This window comes from Alloactinosynnema sp. L-07 (genome assembly GCF_900070365.1).
Taxonomy (GTDB): Bacteria; Actinomycetota; Actinomycetes; order Mycobacteriales; family Pseudonocardiaceae; genus Actinokineospora.
In genome coordinates, this window is the sequence record NZ_LN850107.1 from 4,854,363 (window position 1) to 4,876,850 (window position 22,488).

General features: G+C 70.6%; 22 protein-coding genes. 7 read left to right on the forward strand and 15 right to left on the reverse strand.

Translation table 11 applies throughout. The features are described 5' to 3' along the window. Nucleotides 1-292: 292 nt before the first annotated feature. From hutI to hutH, 5 genes are read right to left on the reverse strand one after another with little or no spacing between them, the layout of a single operon-like run. A complete protein-coding gene (gene hutI, locus BN1701_RS21620; protein WP_054056019.1) occupies nucleotides 293-1,432 on the reverse strand; it encodes an imidazolonepropionase in 1,140 nt (379 codons plus the stop codon). Beyond that, on the reverse strand, nucleotides 1,429-2,730 hold the full coding sequence (locus BN1701_RS21625; protein WP_054051647.1) for a formimidoylglutamate deiminase: 1,302 nt from the start codon (nucleotides 2,728-2,730) through the stop codon (nucleotides 1,429-1,431). The genes hutI and BN1701_RS21625 overlap by 4 nt, the downstream gene beginning before the upstream one ends. Beyond that, the gene (locus BN1701_RS21630; RefSeq protein WP_054051649.1) at nucleotides 2,727-3,911 is read right to left on the reverse strand and encodes an allantoate amidohydrolase; all 1,185 of its coding nucleotides are present in this window, start codon (nucleotides 3,909-3,911) and stop codon (nucleotides 2,727-2,729) included. Before BN1701_RS21630 ends, BN1701_RS21625 begins: the two co-directional genes overlap by 4 nt. After that, nucleotides 3,908-5,563, reverse strand: coding sequence for a urocanate hydratase (gene hutU / locus BN1701_RS21635; RefSeq protein ID WP_054051651.1), 1,656 nt, complete (start codon nucleotides 5,561-5,563; stop codon nucleotides 3,908-3,910). Before hutU ends, BN1701_RS21630 begins: the two co-directional genes overlap by 4 nt. Next, nucleotides 5,560-7,095, reverse strand: coding sequence for a histidine ammonia-lyase (hutH, locus tag BN1701_RS21640; RefSeq protein WP_054051653.1), 1,536 nt, complete (start codon nucleotides 7,093-7,095; stop codon nucleotides 5,560-5,562). Before hutH ends, hutU begins: the two co-directional genes overlap by 4 nt. Nucleotides 7,096-7,182: 87 nt before the next feature. Here hutH and BN1701_RS21645 point away from each other — a divergent pair, with 87 nt between their 5' ends. Further along, on the forward strand, nucleotides 7,183-7,956 hold the full coding sequence (locus BN1701_RS21645) for an IclR family transcriptional regulator (RefSeq protein WP_054051655.1): 774 nt from the start codon (nucleotides 7,183-7,185) through the stop codon (nucleotides 7,954-7,956). 3 nt (nucleotides 7,957-7,959) lie between these two features. On the opposite strand, the gene BN1701_RS21650 is transcribed toward BN1701_RS21645, so the two are convergent. Genes BN1701_RS21650 through BN1701_RS21665 form a run of 4 tightly spaced genes read right to left on the reverse strand, consistent with a single transcriptional unit; the run spans nucleotide 7,960 to nucleotide 11,330 of the window. Further along, nucleotides 7,960-8,868, reverse strand: a complete 909-nt coding sequence (locus tag BN1701_RS21650; protein WP_054051657.1) for an ABC transporter substrate-binding protein — start codon at nucleotides 8,866-8,868, stop codon at nucleotides 7,960-7,962. Between the two features lie 11 nt (nucleotides 8,869-8,879). Then, a complete protein-coding gene (locus BN1701_RS21655) occupies nucleotides 8,880-9,569 on the reverse strand; it encodes an ABC transporter permease (protein WP_054051659.1) in 690 nt (229 codons plus the stop codon). A gap of 1 nt (nucleotide 9,570) precedes the next feature. Next, the gene (locus BN1701_RS21660; RefSeq protein ID WP_054051661.1) at nucleotides 9,571-10,215 is read right to left on the reverse strand and encodes an ABC transporter permease; all 645 of its coding nucleotides are present in this window, start codon (nucleotides 10,213-10,215) and stop codon (nucleotides 9,571-9,573) included. Further along, nucleotides 10,212-11,330 carry an ABC transporter ATP-binding protein gene (locus BN1701_RS21665; RefSeq protein ID WP_054051663.1) on the reverse strand — a complete coding sequence of 373 codons (1,119 nt, stop codon included), beginning with the start codon at nucleotides 11,328-11,330 and terminating at the stop codon, nucleotides 10,212-10,214. Before BN1701_RS21665 ends, BN1701_RS21660 begins: the two co-directional genes overlap by 4 nt. A gap of 145 nt (nucleotides 11,331-11,475) precedes the next feature. On the opposite strand from BN1701_RS21665, the gene BN1701_RS21670 reads away from it, so the two are divergent. Continuing rightward, nucleotides 11,476-12,939, forward strand: a complete 1,464-nt coding sequence (locus BN1701_RS21670) for a bis-aminopropyl spermidine synthase family protein (protein ID WP_054051665.1) — start codon at nucleotides 11,476-11,478, stop codon at nucleotides 12,937-12,939. Nucleotides 12,940-12,943: 4 nt separating this feature from the next. Here the strand turns inward: BN1701_RS21670 and BN1701_RS21675 are convergent, their stop codons facing one another. From BN1701_RS21675 to BN1701_RS21685, 3 genes are all read right to left on the reverse strand, one after another. Continuing rightward, nucleotides 12,944-13,945, reverse strand: a complete 1,002-nt coding sequence (locus BN1701_RS21675; RefSeq protein ID WP_054051667.1) for a DUF3558 family protein — start codon at nucleotides 13,943-13,945, stop codon at nucleotides 12,944-12,946. 125 nt (nucleotides 13,946-14,070) lie between these two features. Further along, nucleotides 14,071-16,623 carry an EAL domain-containing protein gene (locus tag BN1701_RS21680; protein ID WP_082859978.1) on the reverse strand — a complete coding sequence of 851 codons (2,553 nt, stop codon included), beginning with the start codon at nucleotides 16,621-16,623 and terminating at the stop codon, nucleotides 14,071-14,073. 60 nt (nucleotides 16,624-16,683) lie between these two features. Beyond that, nucleotides 16,684-17,883: an NADP-dependent malic enzyme gene (locus BN1701_RS21685; protein ID WP_054051669.1), complete on the reverse strand. Its 1,200-nt coding sequence runs from the start codon at nucleotides 17,881-17,883 to the stop codon at nucleotides 16,684-16,686. A 383-nt stretch (nucleotides 17,884-18,266) separates the two neighbouring features. Between BN1701_RS21685 and BN1701_RS21690 the strand changes: the two genes are divergently transcribed. Further along, nucleotides 18,267-18,860 carry a dTDP-4-dehydrorhamnose 3,5-epimerase family protein gene (locus BN1701_RS21690; RefSeq protein ID WP_054051671.1) on the forward strand — a complete coding sequence of 198 codons (594 nt, stop codon included), beginning with the start codon at nucleotides 18,267-18,269 and terminating at the stop codon, nucleotides 18,858-18,860. A 2-nt stretch (nucleotides 18,861-18,862) separates the two neighbouring features. Here BN1701_RS21690 and BN1701_RS21695 read toward each other — a convergent pair whose 3' ends face one another. After that, complete coding sequence (locus BN1701_RS21695) at nucleotides 18,863-19,153, reverse strand: S26 family signal peptidase (RefSeq protein ID WP_054051673.1); 291 nt, start codon at nucleotides 19,151-19,153, stop codon at nucleotides 18,863-18,865. A 107-nt stretch (nucleotides 19,154-19,260) separates the two neighbouring features. Here BN1701_RS21695 and sodN point away from each other — a divergent pair, with 107 nt between their 5' ends. Both sodN and BN1701_RS21705 read left to right on the forward strand, forming a co-directional pair. Beyond that, nucleotides 19,261-19,662 carry a superoxide dismutase, Ni gene (sodN, locus tag BN1701_RS21700; RefSeq protein WP_197672243.1) on the forward strand — a complete coding sequence of 134 codons (402 nt, stop codon included), beginning with the start codon at nucleotides 19,261-19,263 and terminating at the stop codon, nucleotides 19,660-19,662. A 132-nt stretch (nucleotides 19,663-19,794) separates the two neighbouring features. Continuing rightward, nucleotides 19,795-20,448, forward strand: coding sequence for a hypothetical protein (locus tag BN1701_RS21705; protein WP_054051677.1), 654 nt, complete (start codon nucleotides 19,795-19,797; stop codon nucleotides 20,446-20,448). Here BN1701_RS21705 and BN1701_RS21710 read toward each other — a convergent pair. Then, entirely contained in the window at nucleotides 20,442-20,885 is a 444-nt protein-coding gene (locus BN1701_RS21710) for a hotdog fold domain-containing protein (RefSeq protein WP_369800679.1), read from the reverse strand. The genes BN1701_RS21705 and BN1701_RS21710 overlap by 7 nt on opposite strands. 83 nt (nucleotides 20,886-20,968) lie before the next feature. On the opposite strand from BN1701_RS21710, the gene BN1701_RS21715 reads away from it, so the two are divergent. Beyond that, complete coding sequence (locus BN1701_RS21715) at nucleotides 20,969-21,553, forward strand: acid phosphatase (RefSeq protein WP_054051681.1); 585 nt, start codon at nucleotides 20,969-20,971, stop codon at nucleotides 21,551-21,553. Continuing rightward, nucleotides 21,546-22,025, forward strand: a complete 480-nt coding sequence (locus BN1701_RS21720; protein ID WP_054051683.1) for a GNAT family N-acetyltransferase — start codon at nucleotides 21,546-21,548, stop codon at nucleotides 22,023-22,025. The genes BN1701_RS21715 and BN1701_RS21720 overlap by 8 nt, the downstream gene beginning before the upstream one ends. On the opposite strand, the gene BN1701_RS21725 is transcribed toward BN1701_RS21720, so the two are convergent. After that, nucleotides 22,006-22,488: a GNAT family N-acetyltransferase gene (locus BN1701_RS21725; RefSeq protein ID WP_054051685.1), complete on the reverse strand. Its 483-nt coding sequence runs from the start codon at nucleotides 22,486-22,488 to the stop codon at nucleotides 22,006-22,008. The two genes, BN1701_RS21720 and BN1701_RS21725, sit on opposite strands and share 20 nt — an antisense overlap.

The following is a 22,488-nucleotide window of genomic DNA, read 5'->3' on the forward strand; positions in this document are numbered from 1 at the left end:
TCTCACGTGGCACCCCAGGCCACTCTCCGCGTCTACCTGACTAAATTGATCGCTCTCATGATTAGCCGATCATGGCGACCGCCTCTTGCACTGTCAAGAGAACAGAATTCGGGACTTGTTCACCGCAATCCCATTTGACAATGTTCCATGCCGCGACGTTATATACCGACATTTCCACTCAAACTCGACAAAAGCCGTCGACCGAACTCCAGTCGCCGCCTTGCTCGATCCACCGACCGACGACGTTCCCGGCGATCCCTTCCCGGCCACGCGGCTGACCTACGCCCGATGGCTAGCGCGCGCGCTCCCCCGCCCGCCAGACGGCCCAGGTGAGGGGCACGCCCGGTCGGTAGGCCAGGTGGGTGGCCGATGGCGCGTTGAGAACGTGCAGGTCAGCGCGGGCGCCGACCCGGATGACGCCGATGTCGTCGCGGCGGAGGGCCTTGGCGCCTGACCAGGTGGCGGCGCGGATGGCTTCGGCGACCGACATTCGCATCTGAAGGACCGCAGTGGTGACGCAGTAGGCCATCGAGGACGTGTAGGACGAGCCGGGATTGCAGTTGGAGGCCAAGGCGACCGTGGCCCCCGCGTCCAGCAGCGCTCGGGCGTCAGGCAGCGGTTGGCGCGTCGAGAGGTCGCACGCGGGCAGGAGCGTGGCCACCGTGTCCGATGACGCCAGAGCGTCCACATCGGACTTTGTCAGGTACGTGCAGTGGTCGACGCTGGCCGCGCCGAGTTCGACCGCCAGGCGTACGCCGGGGCCGGGGCCGAGCTGGTTGCCGTGGACGCGCAGGCCGAGGCCCTTGGCGGCGGCGGCTTCGAGTACCGCGCGGGACTGGGCCTCGTCGAAAGCGCCCGTCTCGCAGAAGACGTCGGCCCAGCCCACGTAAGGGGCGACGGCATCGAGCATCGGGCCGTTGACCAGGTCCACATAGGACTGCGGGTCGGCGCCGGGTGGGACGAGGTGGGCGCCGAGGAAGGTGACCTCGTCGGCGTGTTCGGCGGCGATGCGGGCGGAGCGGACCTCGTCCTCAACGGTCAGGCCGTAGCCCGTCTTGGTCTCGACGTACGTGGTCCCCTGCGCCACGGCCTCGGCGATGTGCCCGCGCAAGCCCGCTGCCAGTTCGTCGTCGGTGGCCGCGCGGGTGGCGCCGACGGTGACGGCGATGCCGCCCGCGGTGTACGGCTCGCCCGCCATCCTGGCCCGGAACTCCTCGGTCCGGTCGCCCGCGAACACCAGGTGGGTATGGCTGTCGACCCACCCCGGAAGCACCGCGCGCCCCTCGACGTCGACTCGCTCGTCGGCGTCTGGTGCCGACGCCGCCTGACCGACCCAGGCGATCCGGTCGCCGTCGATGACCACAGCGGCGTCGGTGCGGGCGTCGCCGTCGTTGGTGGTGAGTTCGCCGATGCCGGTCACCAGAATACTCACGACCACAGCCCTTCGATCGCCTTGCCCAGCATCGCCCCGACATCGCCCAACCGGTGCACGCCGCCGCTGACGACGACCCGGCCGCCCACCACCACGGTGTCCACATCGGACGCGGTGGCGGCCAGCATCACCTGCCCCGGCAGACATCCAGCCGTCCGGACCGTGTCCAGCCGCACGGCGACGAGGTCAGCTGGGGCGCCGACCTCGATCCGGCCGCCGTCCCAGCCCAGACTCGCGTGTCCCGCCGAGGTCAGCGCGGTCACCAGTTCGTCAGGGCTCAGCCTGCCCCGCTGTCCAGTGCGCAGCCGCTCGCCATGCTCGACCGACCGAGCCTCGGTCAGCGGGTCCACCACCGCGTGCTGGTCGCTGCCCAGCGACAGCGGCGAACCGGCGTCGAGGAGTTCGCGGGCGGGGCCGATCCCGTCGGCGAGGTCGCCCTCGGTGGTCGGACAGAAGCAAGCCCCGGTTCCCGAGCCGCCGAGCAGGCCGATGTCGCCCGCGGTGAGGTGGGTGGCGTGCACGGCCGTGGTGCGGGGGCCGAGGACGCCCGCGTCGGCCAGCAGTTCGGTCGGGGTCCGGCCGTAGGCGACCAGACAGGCTTCGTTCTCGGCGGGCTGCTCGGACAGATGGACGTGCAGCGGGCCCTCGACCTGGGCGACTTCAGCCAGGGACTCCCGGGGCACCGCCCGCACCGAGTGGATCGCCGACCCGATCCGGGTGGTCGCGTCCGGCCGCAGGCCCGCGACCCGCTCCGCCCAGGCGCCCGCGGTCCCGTCGCTGAATCGCAGTTGCTCGGCCGACACCGGCGTGTCGATGCCGCCCGCGAGGTAGCAGGTGTCGAGCAGGGTGATCCTGATCCCGGCGTCCCGCGCGGCCTCGACCAACGCGACCCCCATCGCGTTGGGATCGGCGTAGCGGCGGCCACCGGGAGCGTGGTGCAGGTAGTGGAACTCGCCGACACAAGTGATGCCCGCGAGCGCCATCTCGGCGTAGACGGCGCGGGCGAGGGTCAGATAGGTGTCGGGATCGAGCTTGCCCGCCAACGCGTACATGCGCTCGCGCCACGTCCAGAACGTGCCTCCGTCGCCGTGTGTGCGCCCCCGCAAGGCCCGATGGAAGGCATGCGAGTGCGCGTTGGCGAAGCCGGGGAACACCAGCCCGGGCAGGGCGGTCGCACCGGTCGGCGCTGTGTCGGCAGCCGTCACAGCGCCGACCGTGCCATCCTCGGCGACGGTGACGAGGACACCTCGGGCGATGCCGCCGGTCAGCCAGGCATGTTCGCACCAGTAAGTAATCATTGGGCTAGATGTTCCAGCACATCGGCCAGCGCCGCCGACCCGGCCGCGCAATCGGCTGGTTCGGCGAATTCCTGCGGTGCGTGGCTGACGCCGGTCGGGTTGCGCACGAACAGCATCGCGGTCGGGACGTGCGCGGCGAGGATCCCCGCGTCGTGGCCCGCCCCGGTCGGCAGCGCGGGGACACCGCCCAGGCAGGCGGCGAGGTCGTCGCGCAGGACCGGGTCGAAGTGGACAGTGTCCCCATAGGACTCTTCGGTGACCGTGAGCTCGCAGCCCTCGGCGAGCGCTGCGGCCTGGGCCGCGGCGGTGATGTCGGCGACCACGGCCCGAGTGCGTGGGGTGTCGTCGGCACGGGCGTCGAGCCAGAGCGTGACCGAGGAGGCGATCACGTTGGTGCCGCCCGGGTTGGGGACGATCCGGCCCACCGTGGCCCTGGCGCCCGCGACCGCGGCCTTGCGGGTCGCGGCGATGGTCATCGCGGCGGGGAGCATCGGGTCGCGGCGGTCGCCCATCATGGTCGCGCCCGCGTGGTTGCCCTCGCCGGTGAACGTGAACCGCCAGCGGCCGTGCGCCAGGATCGAGCTCGCCACGCCGACCGGGGCGGCCAGGTCGACCAGCCCCCGGCCTTGCTCCACGTGCAGTTCCACGAACGTGCCGATCCGGCCGAGTCCGACCGGGTCCCGGCCGAGCCCAGCCGGGTCCAGCCCGGCCGACCGCACCGCGTCGGCGAGGGTGACGCCGTCGGGGTCGGTCAGGCGGCGGGCCTTGTCCGGGTCGAGCGCGCCGGTCATGAGCCGGGAGCCGAGGCACGCGACGCCGAAGCGGCCGCCCTCCTCCTCCGGGAACACGGCGATGGCCAGCGGCTTGCCCGGCGTGAAGCCGCGGGCGCGCAGCAGGTCCACCGCCTCCAGCGCCGACGTGACGCCGAGCGGGCCGTCGAACGCGCCCCCGCCCGGCACCGAGTCCAGGTGGCTACCGGTGACGATCGCACGGTCGCCGGGCGCTCCCCACCACGCCCACAGCGTGCCGTTGCGGTCGGTCTCGACGGCCAATCCCCGTGCCTGCGCCTCGGCGACGAACCAGGAGCGCAGCTCCAGTTCCACCGGGTCGAACCCGTGCCGCGAGTAGCCGCCGCGCCGCTGGTCGACGCCGACGTCGGCGATGGCGTCGAGCAGGCTCACGAACGCGCCATCGGAACGACGACACCGCGTTCGGCGGCGATCTCGTCGGCGCGGGAGTACCCGGCGTCCACGTGCCGGATGACGCCCATGGCCGGGTCGTTGGTGAGGACGCGCTCGATCTTCTGACCGGCCAGCGGCGTGCCGTCGGCGACGCAGACCTGGCCCGCGTGGATCGAGCGGCCGATGCCGACGCCGCCGCCGTGGTGGATCGACACCCAGCTCGCCCCGGAAGCGGTGTTGACCAGGGCGTTGAGCAGCGGCCAGTCGGCGATCGCGTCGGAGCCATCGGCCATCGCCTCGGTCTCGCGGTACGGGGAGGCGACCGAGCCGCAGTCGAGGTGGTCGCGGCCGATCACGACTGGCGCGGACAGCTCACCGGAGGCGACCATCTCGTTGAACCGCAGGCCCGCGAGGTGCCGTTCGCCGTAGCCGAGCCAGCAGATGCGCGCCGGAAGCCCCTGGAAGGCGACGCGCTCACTGGCCATGCGCATCCAGCGGGCCAGCGACTCGTTCTCCGGGAACAGCTCCAAGATCGCGCGGTCGGTGGCGGCGATGTCGGCCGGGTCGCCCGACAGCGCGGCCCAGCGGAACGGGCCCTTGCCCTCGCAGAACAACGGGCGGATGTAGGCGGGGACGAAGCCGGGGAAGTCGAACGCCCGCTCCAGGCCGCCCAGCTTGGCCTCGCCGCGGATGGAGTTGCCGTAGTCGAAGACCTCGGCGCCCTTGTCCATGAACCCGACCATCGCGCCGACGTGCTCAGCCATCGACTCGCGCGCGCGGTCGGTGAACTCGTCGGGCTTCTTGGCCGCGTAGTCCTGCCAGTCGGCCAGGTCGACCCCGCGCGGCAGGTAGGCCAGCGGGTCGTGCGCGGAGGTCTGGTCGGTGACGATGTCGATCTCGACGCCGCGGCGCAGCAGCTCCGGGAACACCTCGGCGGCGTTGCCGATCACGCCGACCGACAGCGGGCGCTTCTCCCGTTTGGCCTTCTCCACCCTGGCCACGGCGTCGTCGAGTGAGTCGGCGAGTTCGTCGAGGTAGCGGGTCTCGACGCGGCGGCGGGCGCGGTCGGGGTCGACCTCGACGCACAGCGCGACGCCGTCGTTCATGGTCACCGCGAGTGGCTGCGCGCCGCCCATGCCGCCGAGGCCCGCGGTCAGGGTCAGCGTGCCGCGCAGGGTGCCGCCGAAGCGCTTGGTGGCGACCGCGGCGAAGGTCTCGTAGGTGCCCTGGAGGATGCCCTGGGTGCCGATGTAGATCCACGAGCCCGCGGTCATCTGGCCGTACATGGTCAGGCCCTGGGCTTCGAGCTTGCGGAACTCCGGCCAGGTCGCCCAGTCGCCGACGAGGTTCGAGTTGGCGATGAGCACGCGCGGGGCCCACTCGTGGGTGCGCATGACGCCGACCGGCTTGCCGGACTGGACCAGCAGCGTCTCGTCCTCCGACAGTGTGGTCAGCTCGCGGGTGATGGCGTCGAAGCTGGCCCAGTTCCGCGCGGCTTTGCCGGTGCCGCCGTAGACGACGAGGTCGTCGGGACGCTCGGCGACGTCGGGGTCGAGGTTGTTGTGGAACATCCGCAGCGCGCCCTCGGTCTGCCAGTTGCGCGCGGTGAGAGTGGTGCCACGGGCGGCGCGGACAGGTCGAGCTGTGCTCATCGGGAAACCTTCCTGGTGATGGCGCGCATCAGGTCGCCGGAACGGATCAGCTCTTCGGCGGCGGCGATCTCGGGGGCGAGGTGGCGGTCGGGGCCGGGGCCTTCGACGTGCTCACGCAACGCGGCGACGGCCGCGGCGGTCGCGGGCGCGGGCTGGAGCGGTTTGCGCAGGTCAAGGGCCCGCGCGGCGGTCAGCAGCTCGATCGCCAGGACGGTCGTGAGCCCGTCGACGGCCTTGCGCAGCTTGCGCGCGGCCGACCAGCCCATCGAGACGTGGTCCTCCTGCATCGCGCTGCTCGGGATCGAGTCGACCGACGCGGGCACGGCCAGCCGCTTGAGCTCGGAGACGATCGCGGCCTGCGTGTACTGGGCGATCATGTGGCCGGAGTCGACGCCGGGATCGTCGGCGAGGAACGGCGGCAGTCCGTGCGAGCGGGCGACGTCGAGCATCCGGTCGGTCCGCCGCTCGGCCATGCTGGCCACGTCGGCGACGGGGATGGCGAGGAAGTCGAGCACGTAGGCCACGGGCGCGCCGTGGAAGTTGCCGTTCGACTCGACCCGGCCGTCGGGCAGCACCACCGGGTTGTCGATCGCGCTGGCCAACTCGCGGTCGGCCACGGTCTCGGCGTAGCCGACGGTGTCCCGCGCGGCGCCGTGGACCTGCGGGGAGCAGCGCAGCGAGTAGGCGTCCTGCACGCGGGTGCAGTCGGGGCCGCGGTGGCTCTCCACGATCGGCGACCCGGCCAGGAACCGGGCCATGTTCGCCGCGGAGATGCTCTGGCCGGGGTGCGGACGCAGGGCGTGCAGGTCGGGGGCGAACACGCGGTCGGTGCCCAGCAGCGCCTCGACGCTCATCGCGGCGGTCAGATCGGCGATGTCGAGCAGGTGGCGCAGGTCGTCGGCGGCCAGGCACAGCATGCCGAGCATGCCGTCGGTGCCGTTGATCAGCGCCAGCCCTTCCTTCTCGGCCAGCTCGACCGGGCTCACCTTCCGCTCGGCCATCACCTCGGCGGCGGGACGCAGGTCGCCGAGGCGGTCGCGCACCATGCCCTCGCCCATCAGCGCGAGCGCGATCGACGAGAGCGGCGCGAGGTCACCGGAGCAGCCGAGCGAGCCGAACTCGTGCACGACGGGGTGGATGCGCTGGTTGAGCAGGCCGAGCAGGGTCTCCACAGTGGACTGGCGGACCCCTGTGCGGCCGGTGGCCAGGGTGCGCAGCCGCAGCAGCATCAGGGCCCGCACGACCTCCCGCTCGACCTCGGGGCCCGCGCCCGCGGCGTGCGAGCGGATCAGCGACCGCTGCAACTCGGCCCGCTTGTCCTGCGGGATGTGCCGGGTGGCCAGGGCGCCGAAGCCGGTGGAGATCCCGTAGGTCGGTTTCTCGGCGTTGGCCAACTCCTCGATGTGGGCCCGCGACTTCGCGACCGCGGCGAGCGCGTTCGCGGTGACCTCGACCCGCGCGGCGGTCCGCGCGACCTTCACCACGTCCGCGCGGGTGAGCGGACCACCGTCGATCTGAACGAGTTCCAGCATGCGCCCATCTCAACGCGGGACGGGGGCGGGCACGAGGGGGGATCGGGTGAGAGTGTCTGGTATTCCAGACGCGGGTACCTTGGGGGGATGGGCGCCAGCAGCGATGTCCCGGCCCTCCGGCGCGGGCTGGCGGTGCTGCGGCTGCTCGCGGGCAAGGCCGGTCCGGTGACGGCGACGGCGGTGGCCCGGGAGCTGGGGCTGCCGCGGTCGACTACGTATCACCTGCTCGGCGAGCTGGCGGAGGCAGGCTTCGTCACGCATCTGCCCGAGGAGCGGCGGTATGGGCTGGGGGTGGCGGCGTTCGAGCTTGGGTCGGCGTACTTGCGGCACGACCCGCTGGAGCGGCTGGCGCGGCCGTTGTTGCGGCGGCTGATCGAGCGGACTGGGCACACGGCGCATCTGGGGGTCCTGCACGGCGGTGAGACGCTGTACTTGCTTCGGGAGCAGCCCGCGCATCCGCACACGGTGGTGACTGATGTGGGGGTTCGGCTGCCCGCACACCTGCCCGCGTCAGGTCGCGCGATCCTGGCGTACTTGCCTGCCGCGCAGGTCAGGGCCCTTTTTCCGACGCGAGCCAGTTTCGTACGGCGTACGGCGCGGGGGCCGGAGCACCTGCCCGCGCTGCGGGGGCTGCTGGCGGTCGAGAAGCGGCGGGGGTGGGCGGTGGAGGACGGGTACGTGACCGAGGGCTTCGCGTCGGTCGCCGCGGCCGTGTTCGACCACACCGGCCGCCCCACCGCCGCGATCAGCACAACCTTCCGCCACGTCTGCCCCGACGAGTGCGGCGAGACCTGGGCCGACCTCGCCAATGAGACGAGCCGCGCGGCCAGTGAACTGACCGCGCGGCTCGGGGGTCGCTGAAAGCTAGATACCCGCGCTTGCCAGCCAGTCCTTGGCGACCTTGGACGCGTCCGGCTTGTCCGGGGCCGCGAGTTTTCCGTTGAGTTCGAGCAGGATCTCCGTGGTCAACTTCGCCGAGATGGCGTTGAGGACCTTCTTCACGTTGTCCGACGCCTTGGTCTTGTTGATCAGTGGGACGACGTTCTGGGCCGCGAAGTTCGATTTCGGGTCCGCCAGCACCACGAAACCGTTCGCCGCGATCGCCGGGTCGGTGGTGAACAGGTCCGCCGCCTGCACCGCGCCCGACTTCAGCGCGTCGACCGTCAGTGGGCCGCCGACGTCGAGGGACTTGTACTCCGAGACCTCAAGGTTGTAGCTGGCCTTCAGACCGGGCAGGCCGTCGGCGCGCTTCTGGAATTCCGGGGGGCCGCCGAAGACGACCGGGCCCTTGGCGGCGAGGTCGGCGATGGACTTGACGCCCAGTTTCTCGGCGGTCTCCTTGCTGACCACGACCGCGTCCTTGTCCTCGGCGCTCGACTTGTCGAGGACGGTGAGGTTCGCGGGCAACGCCTTCAACAGCGCCGCGTACACGTCGTCGGCCGCGGTCTCCTTGGCTTCCTTGTTGACATGCAGCAGCAGGACGCCGGTGTACTCGGGGATCAGGTCGATCGAGCCGTCCTGCAGGCCCGCGTAGTAGGTCTCGCGGCTGCCGATGTTGAGCTTCTTGGTGACCTTGACGCCCTTGGCCTCCAGCGCGTTGGCGTAGATCTCGGCGAGCAGGGTGCTCTCCGGGAAGTTCGCCGAGCCGATGGCGATGGTGTCGGCCGCGGCGGGGGCCGCGGTGCTCGACGGGCCTGCCAGCGGGTCGGACTTGCCCCCACACGCGGTCAGGGCCAGCGCCGCGGTCGCCACCCAGGCGAGTACGCGCTTCATCGAGGATCTCCTCACGTCGTTGCCTTCCGTTTTCTGGTGCGGGGAGCCCGCAGTCCCGGCGAGACGACGAGCCACTGCAAGCCCGCCAGGACAAGTTCCGCGACGATGGCCAGCGCCGCGATGAGCACCGCGCCGCCCGCCATCCGGTCGAATTCGCGCAGGGCCAACCCATCGATGACGAACCGGCCGAGGCCGCCCAGGCTCACGAACGCCGCGATGCTGGCCGTGGCGATCACCTGCAGTGTCGCCGTGCGCAGGGCGCCGAGGATCAGGGGCAGGGCGTTGGGGAGCTCGACTTTGACCAGGATCTGCCGTCCCCGCATGCCCATTCCGCGCGCGGCGTCCACAGCGGACGGATCGACGTTGCGGATGCCCGCGTAGGTTCCGGCCAGCAGCGGCGGGACCGCGATGAGCACCAGGGTGATCGTCATCGCGTCGAAGGCGAGCAGCACCCCCATGGACAGGGTCAGCAGGATCAGCAGACCCAGTTCGGGCAGCGCGCGGAAGGCGTTCACCAGGCCGACGACGAACGTCCCGCCGCGGCCGGTGTGGCCGATGAACGCGCCGAGCGGCACCGCGATGAGCGCCGCGATGACGACCGCGACGACGGTGTACCGCAGGTGCTCGGCCAGCCGCTGCGGGATGCCGGGCGTGCCGAGGGTGTTGGTCCAGTTGTCCGGGTTCGTCAGCCAGTCCCACATGTCAGCGCCGACCCCCGATCCGCGCCCATGGCGTCATGACCCGCCCGACCAGCACCAGGATCGCGTCGATGGCCAGCGCCAGCAGCACGATCAACACGATCCCGGCGATGATCTGGGCGTAGTTGTCGCGCTGAAATCCCTCGGTTAGCGCCTGGCCGAGGCCGTGCACCCCGATCAGCGAGCCGACACTCACCAGGCTGATGTTCGACACCGCGGCCACGCGCACCCCGGCGAGCAGCACGGGCAGCGCCAGCGGCAGGTCGACGGCGAAGAACCGGCCCACCGGGCGATAGCCCATGGCGGTGGCGGCCGCGGCGACCGTCGCGGGCACGGCGGCGAGCGCGTCGGCCACGACCCGGACCAGCAGCGCGACGGTGTAGAGGGTCAGCGCGATCTGGACGTTGAGCGGGTCGAGGATCAGGGTGCCCAGGACCAGCGGCATCAGCACGAACAGGGCCAGCGACGGGATCGTGTAGAGCAGGCCGGCGGCGGGCACCAGGATCACCCGCGCCCAGTGGTACCGGCTGGCGACCCAGCCCAGCGGGAGCGCGATCAGCAGGCCGACGGCCAGCGGCAGGAGCGCCAGCCAGAGGTGATAGCCGCTGAGCGACAGCAGCTCAGCGAGGTGGTCGAAGACCCAGATCACGTCGGCACCTCGCCCGAGCGGCGGGCGTCGGCGAGTTCCTTGAGGACGGTGTCGGCCACCACCCCGCCCACCACGGCGCCGTCGGCGTCGACGGCGATGCCCAGCGCGGCGGGCGAACTGAGCGCGGCGTCCAAGGCCGTGCGCAGTGATCCGGACCCGACGTCGAACAGCGAACCACCCGACACCAGGTCGGATCGGCCGACCGTTCCATCCACAATGGACAGAGACTGGTCGGACACCCAGCCGAGCGGCTTGCCCATCTCGTCCACGACCACGGCCCAGCCGTTGTCCAGGCTCGAACGCGCCTGCTCGACGTCGGCGCCGAGTGGGACCGTGGCGACCGGTCCGACCGGAACCCCTTGCGCGGAAAGGAAACCAAGCGCGCGGTAGCCGCGGTCGCGGCCGACGAACGACGCGACGAAGTCGTCCACCGGCTTGGCCAGCAGCTCCGCGGGTGTGGCGTACTGGGCGAGCCTGCCGCCGACCCGCAGCACGGCGACCTTGTCGCCGAGCTTGATGGCCTCGTCGATGTCGTGGGTGACGAACACGATCGTCTTGCCGAGGTCGGACTGGAGCCGCAGCAGCTCGTCCTGAAGCTCTTCGCGCACGATCGGGTCGACGGCGCTGAACGGCTCGTCCATCAGCAGGACGGGCGGGTCGGCGGCCAGCGCCCTGGCCACGCCGACGCGCTGCTGCTGGCCACCGGACAGTTGCGCCGGGTAGCGCTTGCCGAGCTCGACGGGCAGACCCACGCGTTCCAGCAGCTCAGCGGCCCGCTTGCGCGCCAACGACTTCGACACGCCGGTCAACACCGGGACCGTGGCGACGTTGTCGAGGACCGTCCGGTGCGGGAACAGGCCCGCGTGCTGGATGACATAGCCGATGCCGCGGCGCAGCTCGGCCGGGTGCCTGCCGCGGATGTCCTTGCCGTCGAGCAGGATCGCACCGGACGTGGCGTCGATCATCCGGTTGATCATGCGCAGCGACGTCGTCTTGCCGCAGCCCGACGGTCCCACGAAGACGGTGATCCGCCCGGCGTCGATGGTCAGGGAGAGACTGTCGACCGCGACCGTTCCGTCGTCGTACTGCTTGGTCACGGCCTGGAACTCGATCACTCGAAGCCCCTCGGGTGGAACGGCTCCTTGCCAGCCGTTGATCGTTCGACCCTAACCCGAACGGCTGACACCGGCAGGGCGTTCCACGATGTGAGGCCCCCTATTGCCCCCTGGTGGACAGCCGGTTCCGTAGGCTCTCCGGGTTGTGGCCGACTCCCTCGCGACGTTCCTTACCGACCGCGGTGTGCACTCCCGCCCCCTGCGTCACGTGCTGACCCTGCTCAGCGCGGGTCCGCGACCGCTGGACGTGCTGGTCCGAACCGCGGCGGTGCCCCGCCGCACGGTCGAGGAACTGCTGGCCGCCGCGGGCGCCACCCGCGACGACGACAGCTGGTCGGCCGAGGTGGACCCGGCTCTCCTCGCCGCCCTGCCCACCCCCGCCGACCTGCGGGACACCCTCGCCGGATACCTCGCGGGCGTCCCCGCCCCGCAGCGCGCGCTGGACCACGTCCAAGCCGATCTGGACACGATGGTCCGCCGGGCCGAGTGGCTGGACGAGACGTACTACCTGCCCGGCGCGCACCTGGTCTGCGTCGGCGACCACGACCTGACCGCCCTGGCCGCCTGCACCGCGCGGCCCGAACTCAGCGCGACCGTGGTCGACCTCGACGAGGCGCTGCTGGAGTACATCGACACCACCGCCAAGGCGCGCGGCCTGAACATCCGCTGCCTGCACGCCGACTTCCGCTTCGGCCTGCCCCCGCTGGAAGCTGATCTGGTCTTCACCGACCCGCCGTACACCCCCGAGGGCATGCGCCTGTTCCTCGCGCGCGCCGTGGAGTCCCTGCGGAGCCCGGACGGCCGGATCGTCGTCGCCTACGGCTACAGCGAGCGCAACCCGGCCCTCGGATTGAAGGTGCAGCAGGAGGTCCTGCGGCTGGGCCTGGTGTTCGAGGCGGTGCTGCCCGGCTTCAACCGCTACCTCGGTGCCCAGGCCGTCGGCAGCGCGAGCGACCTGTATGTGCTGCAGCCGACCGCGCGCTCGGCCAAACTCGCCGAGTCCGTCCGGGACGCGGGCACCGCCATCTACACCCACGGCCCGCAGTCCGTGGAGGCCGCCGGGACCGACCCGGCCGCCGTCGCCACCCTGCTCAGACTGACCCGCGGCGACGGCGCCGAACAGCCGGAGACCCGGCATCCCGGCTGGTCGGAGCCGGTCCGGGCGACGAAGCCCGTGGCCTACGACTTGACCGCCGACCCAGGCCCGTGGCTGGCCAGGACCCTGCTCGCCGGTCCCCCGGTCCGCGTCGGCGCGCTGGTCGGCAACAACCACCCGGACATCGCCGACCAACGCGGCCAGGTGGCGTTGCGGGACCTGGTGGATGGGAAATACCGGCTCACGTTCCACCGCAGCACCCCCGACGGCAAGCACGCGGTCGTCATCGCCGAACCTGTCGACGGCGACGGAGTTCGCGCCGAACTGCTGCGGCGGGCCCACGGAAAGCTCGGCAATGTCTGGAGGGAAGCCCTGATCAAGGCTGACCCCGACCTGACCAAGCGGGAAGCCAAGCAGCGGGTAGCCGACTTGTGGCCGGATGAGGCAGACCTGGGCTCACGGCTCATCGACCTCCCCCGCCACCGCATCACCGCGATCCTCCGCGCGCGGTAGGCGGTCAGAGAGCGGGCAACCGGGCCCAGGCAAGCCCAGCCAACCGCCGCGCCACCGCACACGCGCCCAACGCGTTGTTGCCGTCGGTGACCACCAGCTTGGCCGCCTCGACCAGCGGCTGTTCGTCTGCCTTGTGCGCTGCCCACACTGAGCAATAGGTATTCCTGTCGTCGGCTTCCTCCAGCACATACGACTCGCGACCCGCGATGGTCTCCTTCACGACCGACCGATTGTCCGGCGCGGGCAGGATCCCTTCTCGGTCAAGGTAGATGTCGACCTTGTGGAACTCGAGCACGTCACTCTCGACCCACTGGCAATGGTGTCCGGTCGGACTGGGCCTTGCCGCCTCGGCGGTGTAGAACACCGCCGCGAGTTCGTCTTTGGTCAGCAATGAGCAGGCGTCGACCAAACCAAGTGACTTTGGTCCATGGGTCACGTGACCCACCTCGCCCGCACCCATGCGCTCCACCGCGTGTCGAAGCGTCGACTCGGCCAGGTCGCACAGTTGCTCCGTCGGTGGCGGCCGCTCATCACCGACATGGCGGGCGCGGAAGCGCAGCAGTTCCTTGCCGGGGAACGCCAACAGGATCTCGCAGGACCCGTCGGACTTGGTGTAGGGACGGTTGACCCGCAGCGGAGGCGGCAGTTGGTCCAATGCCCGCAACTGATGGTCGGGCAACTTCGGGCGGACGTGGACAGGGCCGACCATCACTTCCACGCGGGCACCCGCCGACAGTCCAAAGGTCGCACAGAAGTCCATGCCCCGGACCAGTTGGTCGCCATCCACGGTGCGACCGGGTCCGTCCCCTCCCAGCAGCGTGCAGTAGTCCAGCGAACGCAACTCACCCAGTGCGGCCCGCGCGCTTGCCAACCGAGCCGACGCCGCGGCGACATCGCCGTAGGGGCGTGCGTCCCCGCTGATCTGGCTGGTGCACCCGGCCAGCAAGAGCGCAACAAGCGCCAGCACCGACCACCGGCGTAGCAGCGCGCGCGAAGAGATCCACATGGCAGGTCCCCAGTTCCCTGGCCGTGTCAGGTCTCCAGGAACATCTCACACCGACCCGCACGCACCGCGGGCCACCCCAAGGCGACGGCTCTCGAAGCACGTCACAGACGGATCAATGGCCCTGGTCACGTCCCGCTGGGGATGTGCACCGGCCCGAGTTTCATCATTTCGCGGAAATCGCGCGCGGGCAGCGGGCGGGAGAGCAGCCAGCCCTGATAGGCGTCGACGCCGACCCCGCGCAGGACGTGGAACTGGGTGGCGTTCTCGACGCCCTCGGCAACGCAGCTGCGGCCCATCGCGCGGGCCATGTCGACCAGGGCGCGGGCGACGGCGAAGTCGGAGGCGTCGGTGGCCACGCCGGAGACGAAGCGGCGGTCGATCTTGATGATCTGGGCGGGCAGTTCCTTGAGCCGGGCCAGCGACGAATAGCCGGTGCCGAAGTCGTCCACGGCGAATCGCACGCCCCGCTCGACCAGCTCGCCCATGGCTTCGCGGCTGCGGGAGGGCAGGTCGATAAGGCTGGTCTCGACCAGTTCGAGCACCACCCGGTCCCACGCGATCCCGGTCGCGGCGACGGTGGCGGTGACCACCTCGACGAACTCCGGGTCACCCGGCACCAGACCGGCCAGGTTGACCGCGATGGCCACGCCGCCGCCGAGGGTGCCGCCGGTCATCTGCGGCCACTCGGCGGCCTCGGTGAGCGCCGCGCGCAGGACCCAGCGGTCGAGTTCGCCGAGCAGGTCGCCCTGTTCGGCGACCGGGAGGAACTCGCCGGGCAGCAGCAGGCCGCGTTCCGGGTGTGGCCAGCGCACCAGGGCCTCGGCCGAGAGCACGGTGCCGTCCGGGCCGACCACCGGCTGGTAGTGCAGGACGAGCTGGTCGTTGGCGATGGCCTCGCGCAGCTGGCCTTCGAGGAGCATCTGGCTGTTGGCCGAGGCGATCAGCGCGTCGCTGGCCAGCGAGACCCGGCCGGTGCCGCGTTCCTTGGCGGCGAACATCGCCGCGTCGGCGTAGCGCAGCAGGTCGGCACCGCTGGTCTCCGAGCCGGAGGGCACCGCCGCGCCGATGCAGGCCGAGACCCGCAGCAGCTGGCCGCGGACCGGCACCGCGGTGCGCAGGAGTTTGGCGGCCAGGTTGGCCAGCGCCTCGACGCCGCCGACCTCGTCGACGTCGGAGCAGATGACCACGTACTCGTCGCCGGACATGCGGGCCACGGTGCAGCTGGGCGGCAGGCCGCGTTCGAGCCTGCGGGCCAAGGCGGTGATGAGTTCGTCGCCGACGTCGTGACCGAGGGAGTCGTTGACCCGCTTGAAGTTGTCGACGTCGCAGAACAGCAGCGCGATCCGCTCGTAGTCACGCCCGCCGAGCAGCTTGGCCAGCAACTCCTTGACCGCGGCGCGACCCGGCAGGCCGGTCAGCTCGTCGTGGGTGGCCTGGTAACGCAGGCGCTCTGCGGTGCGGCGACGGTCGGTGACGTCGGCGAAGACGACCAGCCAGAACCGCTTGCCGTCGTCGGCGACCGAGATGGTGGCGTTGAGTTCGCAGTAGACCGGCTTGCCCGCGGCGGTGCTGAGGACCCGCTGTCCACTGTGGAACGAGTGCGTCCCGTGCCGCTTGGCGTCGCGGTCGTCGGGGTGGGTGAGCTGGTCGGCTGTCATCCCGCGCAGCCGGTCGAGGTCCATGCCCAGCAGCGAACACAGCGCGTCGTTGGCGTCGACCAGGCGCTCGGCGTCGTCGAACAGGGCGATGCCGACCGGGGTGATCGCCACCAGGTCGGTGAAACGCTTGCTGGATCGCTGCATCCGCGTCTCGGTGGAGCGCTGCTCGGTGACGTCCTGGGCGGTGCCGATCATGACCGCGTCGCCCTGGTCGGCGCCCGCGGCCTCACCGCGGATGCGGAACACGCGGCGCTTGCCGTCCGGCCGGATCACCCGATGCTCGCACTCAACGGGCCTGCGGGTCGCGGCCAGCTCCTGCCAGCGCTGGTCTACCCAGCCGCGGTCGTCGGGGTGGACCAGCTCCAGGTAGTCGGCGTAGGTGATCTTCGTCCCCGGCTCGACGCCGCCCAGTTCGTAGAGCATCGACGACCACAGGCACTCGTTGGTCTCGGTGTTCCACTCCCAGGTGCCCAGCCGGGCCACCCGCTGCGCCTCGCGGAAGAGCCTGCCGTCCTGGCTGAGCTGGCGTTCCATCGCGCGGAACTTGGTGAAGTCCTGGACCGTGCCGTGCACCCGCGTCGGCTTGCCGCCCGCGTCACACTCGGTTCTGGCCCGGACCAGGTAGGTCCGTTCACAGGCAAGGTCGCGCACCTCCAGCTCGATCGGCTGGGACGAGCGGTGGGCGACCAAGCGCGCGCGGAAGCGGTTGAGCGCGGGCACGTCGTCGGGGTGCACGAGCGCGATCAGCTCGTCCAGGGTGCTGCGCGGCGACAGCCCGCACAGCCTGCACAGGCCGTCGGAGAGGTAACCCGAGCCAGTGGCGAAGTCGAAGGTCCAACTGCCCAGCCGGGCTATCCGCTGGGCCTCCAGTAACAAAGCACGTTCGGCGACGGCGTCGACCATGCCGTTGGGCGCGACCGGCCCGGCCAAATCCGGGGCGAGGATCCGACCAGCGTCGACGTCAAGACCGCTGGTCGGCACGACCCCGGGTAGCCCGACGCGCACGACATGCTCGGCCACGGCGCGATCCCTCCACCCTTAGTAGGCGGGTGGGCACCGTGCCGAGCATCCCGCCGGCCCTCAGGCTACCCCGTCCTCCTTCGCCGCCCGTGCGACAGCCGCCGCGACCTCGGGCGCGACCCGCGGATCGAGCGCACTCGGCACGATCTTGTCGACGGCCAGGTCGTCCTCGGCGACCGCGGCGATGGCGTCCGCGGCGGCCAGCTTCATCCGCTCGGTGATGCGCCGGGCACCGGAGTCCAGCGCGCCGCGGAAGATGCCGGGGAAGGCGAGCACGTTGTTGATCTGGTTCGGGAAGTCGCTGCGCCCGGTGGCCACGATCGAGGCGTACTTGCCCGCGATGTCCGGGTGGATCTCCGGGTCGGGGTTCGACAGCGCGAAGACGATCGAGTCCTTGCCCATGGTGGCGATCAGTTCCTCGGGCACCGTGCCGGACGACAGCCCGACGAACACATCGGCATCGCGCAGTGCTTCTGCTTGCCCGCCGCGCAGGCCGCCGATATTGGTGACCTCCGCCATCTGCTCCTTGATCGGGTTCAGGTGGTCGCGGCCGGAGTGGATGATGCCGCGCGAGTCGAGCAGCGTCACGTCGCCCACGCCCGCGGCCAGCAGGATCTTCGCGCAGGCGATACCCGCGGCGCCCGCGCCGGAGATGACGACGCGCTGGTTGGCGATGTCCTTGCCCAGGACCGTGTTGGCCCCGCGCAGCGCGGCGAGCAACACGATCGCGGTGCCGTGCTGGTCGTCGTGGAAGACCGGGCAGTCCAGCGCCTCGATGAGCCGCTCCTCCAGCTCGAAGCAGCGCGGCGCCGAGATGTCCTCGAGGTTGACCGCGCCGAACGACGGCCGCAGGCGCACCAGCGTCTCGATGATCTCGTCGACGTCGGTGGTGTCGAGCACCAGCGGGATGGAGTCGAGTCCGCCGAAGGTCTTGAACAGCGCGGCCTTGCCCTCCATGACCGGCAACGAGGCGCTCGCGCCGATGTCACCGAGCCCGAGAACCGCGGTGCCGTCGGAGACGACGGCGACCAGGCGTGCCGCCCAGGTGTAGCGCTTGGCCAGGGTGGCGTCCTCGGCGATCGCGCGGCTCACCTTGGCCACCCCGGGGGTGTAGGCGATGGCCAGCGACCGGGGGTCGGCCAGCGGCTTGGTCACCTCGACGCCGAGCTTGCCGCCCTCATGCGCGCGGAAGATCTCCTCGTCGGTGATCGGGCCTGAGTCGTCCACGGCGGTCTCTCGGTAGTCGTTCACTGCGGTCATGAAGGCGTCCCTCCTGGGCCTCGTGCCTCGGGTGGCACGAGCGATCGCCGGACGTGACTCCGAAGTCCGGACACGGGCTTGGTCTCGGTCGCACAGGCGCTGGGTGGCGTCGTTGACGGACTGCGGAGTTGGTCGGCGGCTGGGTTCTCCGGTCGCTTGCCCGGGGTGTGGGCGGGCGACCGTTGGACGCTGCGGTGCGCACAGTGTGACAGGACCAGTGTGTCCTGTCTGCGGTCGGGATCACATCGAAGGCGACTAAATCCGCACGTCAGAAGCGGTTTTACCAAGACGTCCGTCCGGTTTGGTTTACCGGCCGGTTCTGTCGGAGAGTCACAACGCGAGCGTGCGGAATCGAACGAGACACCGATCACTAGGCTGCGCCCATGCAGGCACGAGAACTCAAGGTCCCTGGCGCGTTCGAGTTCACCCCACGGGTCTTTCCCGACTCCCGCGGCTTGTTCGTCTCGCCGTTCCAAGAGGACGTCTTCCTCGATGCGGTCGGCCACCGGCTCACCGTCGCGCAGACCAACCACAGCAAGTCCCGACGCGGCTCGATCCGCGGCCTGCACTTCGCCGACGTCCCACCCGGACAGGCGAAATACGTCCACTGCTCCCAGGGTGCGCTGTTGGACATCGTCGTCGACATCCGCGTCGGCTCCCCCACCTTCGGCGTGTGGGACTCCGTCCGCCTCGACCCGCTGGACTTCCGCGCGGTGTATGTCCCGGAGGGCCTGGCCCACGGCATCATGGCGCTGGAGGACGACACGGTGATCTCCTACCTGTGCTCCACCGGCTACAACCCGGGCGCCGAGCACGGCATCAACCCCCTGGACCCGGAGCTGGCGCTGCCATGGTCCGCCGACGTCGAACCCACCCTGTCGGAGAAGGACGCCGCCGCCCCGACACTGGCCGAAGCCCTCGCCGCGGGCCTGCTGCCGCGCTACGAGGACTGCCTGGCTCGCTACGCCGCCCTCTAGCTCTAGACCCGCCCAAACCGCGGCCGGAGTCGCCACCGGATGACCGCGTGCACCCGCGCGGGCCCAAGGTCGCGCGAGTCGGTCGAGGCCTCGGGAAAGTCGCCTTCGACGTGCCAGCCGGTGCCGTCGGGGCGAATGGCCCGTTTGACCGAGAGCTGGCCTGGCCTGCTCACCCACGTCACCAGGACCACGTCACCGGCTTTCGGTGAACGTCGAACAGCGAGAACGGTGTCCCCGTCCGACAGCGTGGGTGACATGGACCGACCACGCACGACCACACGTCGGACCGGCATCCTGCCCAGTGGACTCAACGATCACCTCCGCCTGCCCTCCCAGCATGCCGGGAGTAGGGTCGGATCCGTCGGAGCACCCCTGTTTTGCCGTTGGAGGAACAATGCGACTGCTGTCGCGCGTCTTCGCGCCTCGCCTGGAGGCCACCGCCCACTGTGACCTTCCCTGCGGCGTGTACGACCCGGCCCAGGCCCGCATCGAGGCCGAGTCCGTGCTGGCGGTCCAGAAGAAGTACCAGGACAACGAGGACCCCCAGTTCCGCGCCCGCGCGATCCGTATCTCCGAGGACCGCAGCGAGCTCGTCAAGCACCACCTGTGGGTTCTCTGGACCGACTACTTCAAGGCCCCGCACTTCGAGAAGTACCCGGACCTGCACGACCTGTTCAACCGCGCCACCAAGGCCGCGGGCGCGGGTGGCACCAAGGGTTCGATGGACCCGGCCACCGGCCAGGCCCTGCTCGACCTGATCGGCGAGATCGACAAGATTTTCTGGGAGACCAAGAAGGCGTAAGCCCCAAGGTCCGTCCAACGGCCCCCGCATCCACACTTGGACGCGGGGGCCGTCCCCTGTCCGGGACGACTCCGGGCCACTCCCCGGGTCTTCCCCGATGATCACCGTCCCCCGCTCCGCCAAGCTCAAAGCATGAAGAAACCACTCACTGTGATCTTGCTCGCAGCGACCGCGACCATCGCCATGACCACTCCCGCATCAGCCACCCCAGAGTTCACCTTCGCCGACTGCCCCACCCTTCCCGCCGCCGCCGACCCCAACCTCTGGCGCTGCGAGGAAATGGCCGCGAAAGGCACCTTCCAACTCGGCAGACTCCCCGAACTCGACCTAGGCACCCTCCGCCTCACCTTCGCCGAAGGCACCCAGGACGGAAAGTTCGCCCAAACCTTCGGCGCACTCCGCTCAGAAGAGGTCCGCATCCCGCGCACCAGCCTCAAGACCCGCCTCCAGTACGCGGGCTACTCCGACTTTCTCTCCACCGACGAGCGCATGGGCGAGTTGCACCTCAAACTCGCCGTCACCGGACCGCTCATCCCCAAGACCTGCACCATCGGCACCGACCAGGACCCCATCCGGTTCGTCGTCAAGCGAACCGCCCCCACCGAGGTCGTCACCACCAACCCGCTCGTGGTCAAGTTCGCCATCGCCGACAACACCTTCACCGCGCCGAAAGCCGCTGGCTGCGGCCCCTTCGGCCCGATGATCAACCACCGGATCGGCCTGCCCAGCAAGCCAGGAGACTCGTCCCTCAAGCTCGCGACGCGGGTGGGGATCCGCGGTTACTGAGGGGACACCTTGATCGTGATGACCGCGGACACGACCTCAAGCCCGTCCTTGTCCGTGATCGAAACCGGCACCGGCAGGTCGAACGGCTCACTCCCGAACGAGGGAATGACCGGCAGTTCGGCCACCGCCCGCAGGCTCGACTTCGCCTTCGCCACGTAGTCCACAGTCATGCCCTTGGGGATCCAGCGGTGGCTGGCCGGGACCGTCGCCTCGGCCAGCATCCCCATCGCGACCTCGGCGAGGTTGCAGGCGGCGATGGCGTGGAAGGTGCCGAGGTGGTTGTGCACGCCCCACCACTTCGGCGACCGGACCTCGCAGCGACCCGGGCGCATGTCGACGACCGTGGGCAGGACGGTGCCGAAGTAGGGCACCCGCAGGGACATCGCGGCCGAGAACAGGCGGTTGCCCAGGGGTCGCTCGGCCAGCGTCCGCCACATCGCATAGGTCTTCGTCGCACTCACGGAGCCAAAGCTACTCGTGAGTAGATTCGGCGGCAAGTGCGTCCCCATAGGATCAGGGCATGCTCTACCTGCTCCGACACGGCCAGACCGAGTGGTCTGAGTCCGGTCGACACACCGGCCGCACCGACATCGACCTCACCCCGGACGGCGAGGCGGGCGCCCGGAAGGCGGGCGAGTTGCTGCGCCACCTCCGCGGCGACCGGCCCGCCGTCGTGCTCTCCAGCCCGCGCAAGCGCGCCGTGCGGACCGCCGAGTTGGCCGGGCTGATCGTGGACGAGGTCACCGAGGACCTCGCCGAGTGGGACTACGGCGACTACGAGGGCCGGACCACCCCGCAGATCCGCGAGACCGTCCCCGATTGGACCGTCTGGACCCACCCGTGCCCCAACGGCGAGACCGCCGAGGCCATCACCGATCGCGCGGCGAAGGTCGCCGCCAGGGTGCGCGACATCGGGCAGGACGTGGTCCTCATCGGACACGGGCACTTCAGCCGGGTGCTCATCTCCTCCTGGATCGGACAGTCGGCCGAGTTCGGCGTCCACTTCGGACTCGAACCGGCCGGGGTGAGCATCCTCGGCGACGAGCGCGGCGTGCCGCAGATCGAGCGTCTCAACGTCCCCGCGTATGGAGAAACCCATGTCTGACCCGCGAATCCGCCGAATCGAACCGTCCGATGTGGACGCTGTGGTCGGTCTGGTGTACGAGCTCGCCGAGTACGAGCGCGCCCCGCAGGACTGCCATCTCACCGCCGAGCAGCTGCACGCCGCCCTGTTCGGCGCCGCGCCCGCGCTGTTCGGCCATGTCGCGGTGGTCGACGGCGAGGTCGTCGGCTGCGCGCTGTGGTTCCTGAACTTCTCCACCTGGCGCGGCACGCACGGGATCTACCTGGAGGACCTCTACGTGCGCACGACCCAGCGCGGATCCGGACTGGGCAAGGCGCTGCTGCTGGCGCTGGCGCAAGAGTGCGTCGACCGCGGCTACCAGCGGCTCGAATGGTCGGTGCTGGACTGGAACGAGCCCGCGATCGGCTTCTACAAATCCCTCGGCGCCATCCCGATGGACGAGTGGACCGTCCACCGGCTCACCGACGAGGCGCTCACAGCCGCCGGTACATGATGTGGATGTCGACCAGCCCGTCCGGGTGCCGGAACGCGCCGGGCACCGTGCCGACGATCTCGAAGCCCAGTGACTTCCACAGGGCCACAGCCGCGACGTTGGTCGACACCACCGCGTTGAACTGCATCGCCTTGAACCGCCGTCCCCGCGCCGCCGACAGCACGTGGTGGGCCAGGGTGCGCCCGATGCCCTCACCGGCGCGGTCCGGGTCGACCATGAAGCCCGCGTTGGCCACGTGGTCGCCCAGGCCGGGCTGGTTGGGCCTGAGCAGCGCCGTGCCGACCACGTCGCCGCCGTCCTCGGCGACGAACACCGCGGCGGGCGCGGGCAGCATCCAGGCGGCCCGCGCGGCCTGCTCCGGGGTGTCCGGCGCCCACATGTAGGTCTCGCCCGCCGACACCACCCGGTGCCACAGCGGCCAGATCCGGGCCCAGTCCGCCTGGCCTGCCTCCCGCACCCGCAC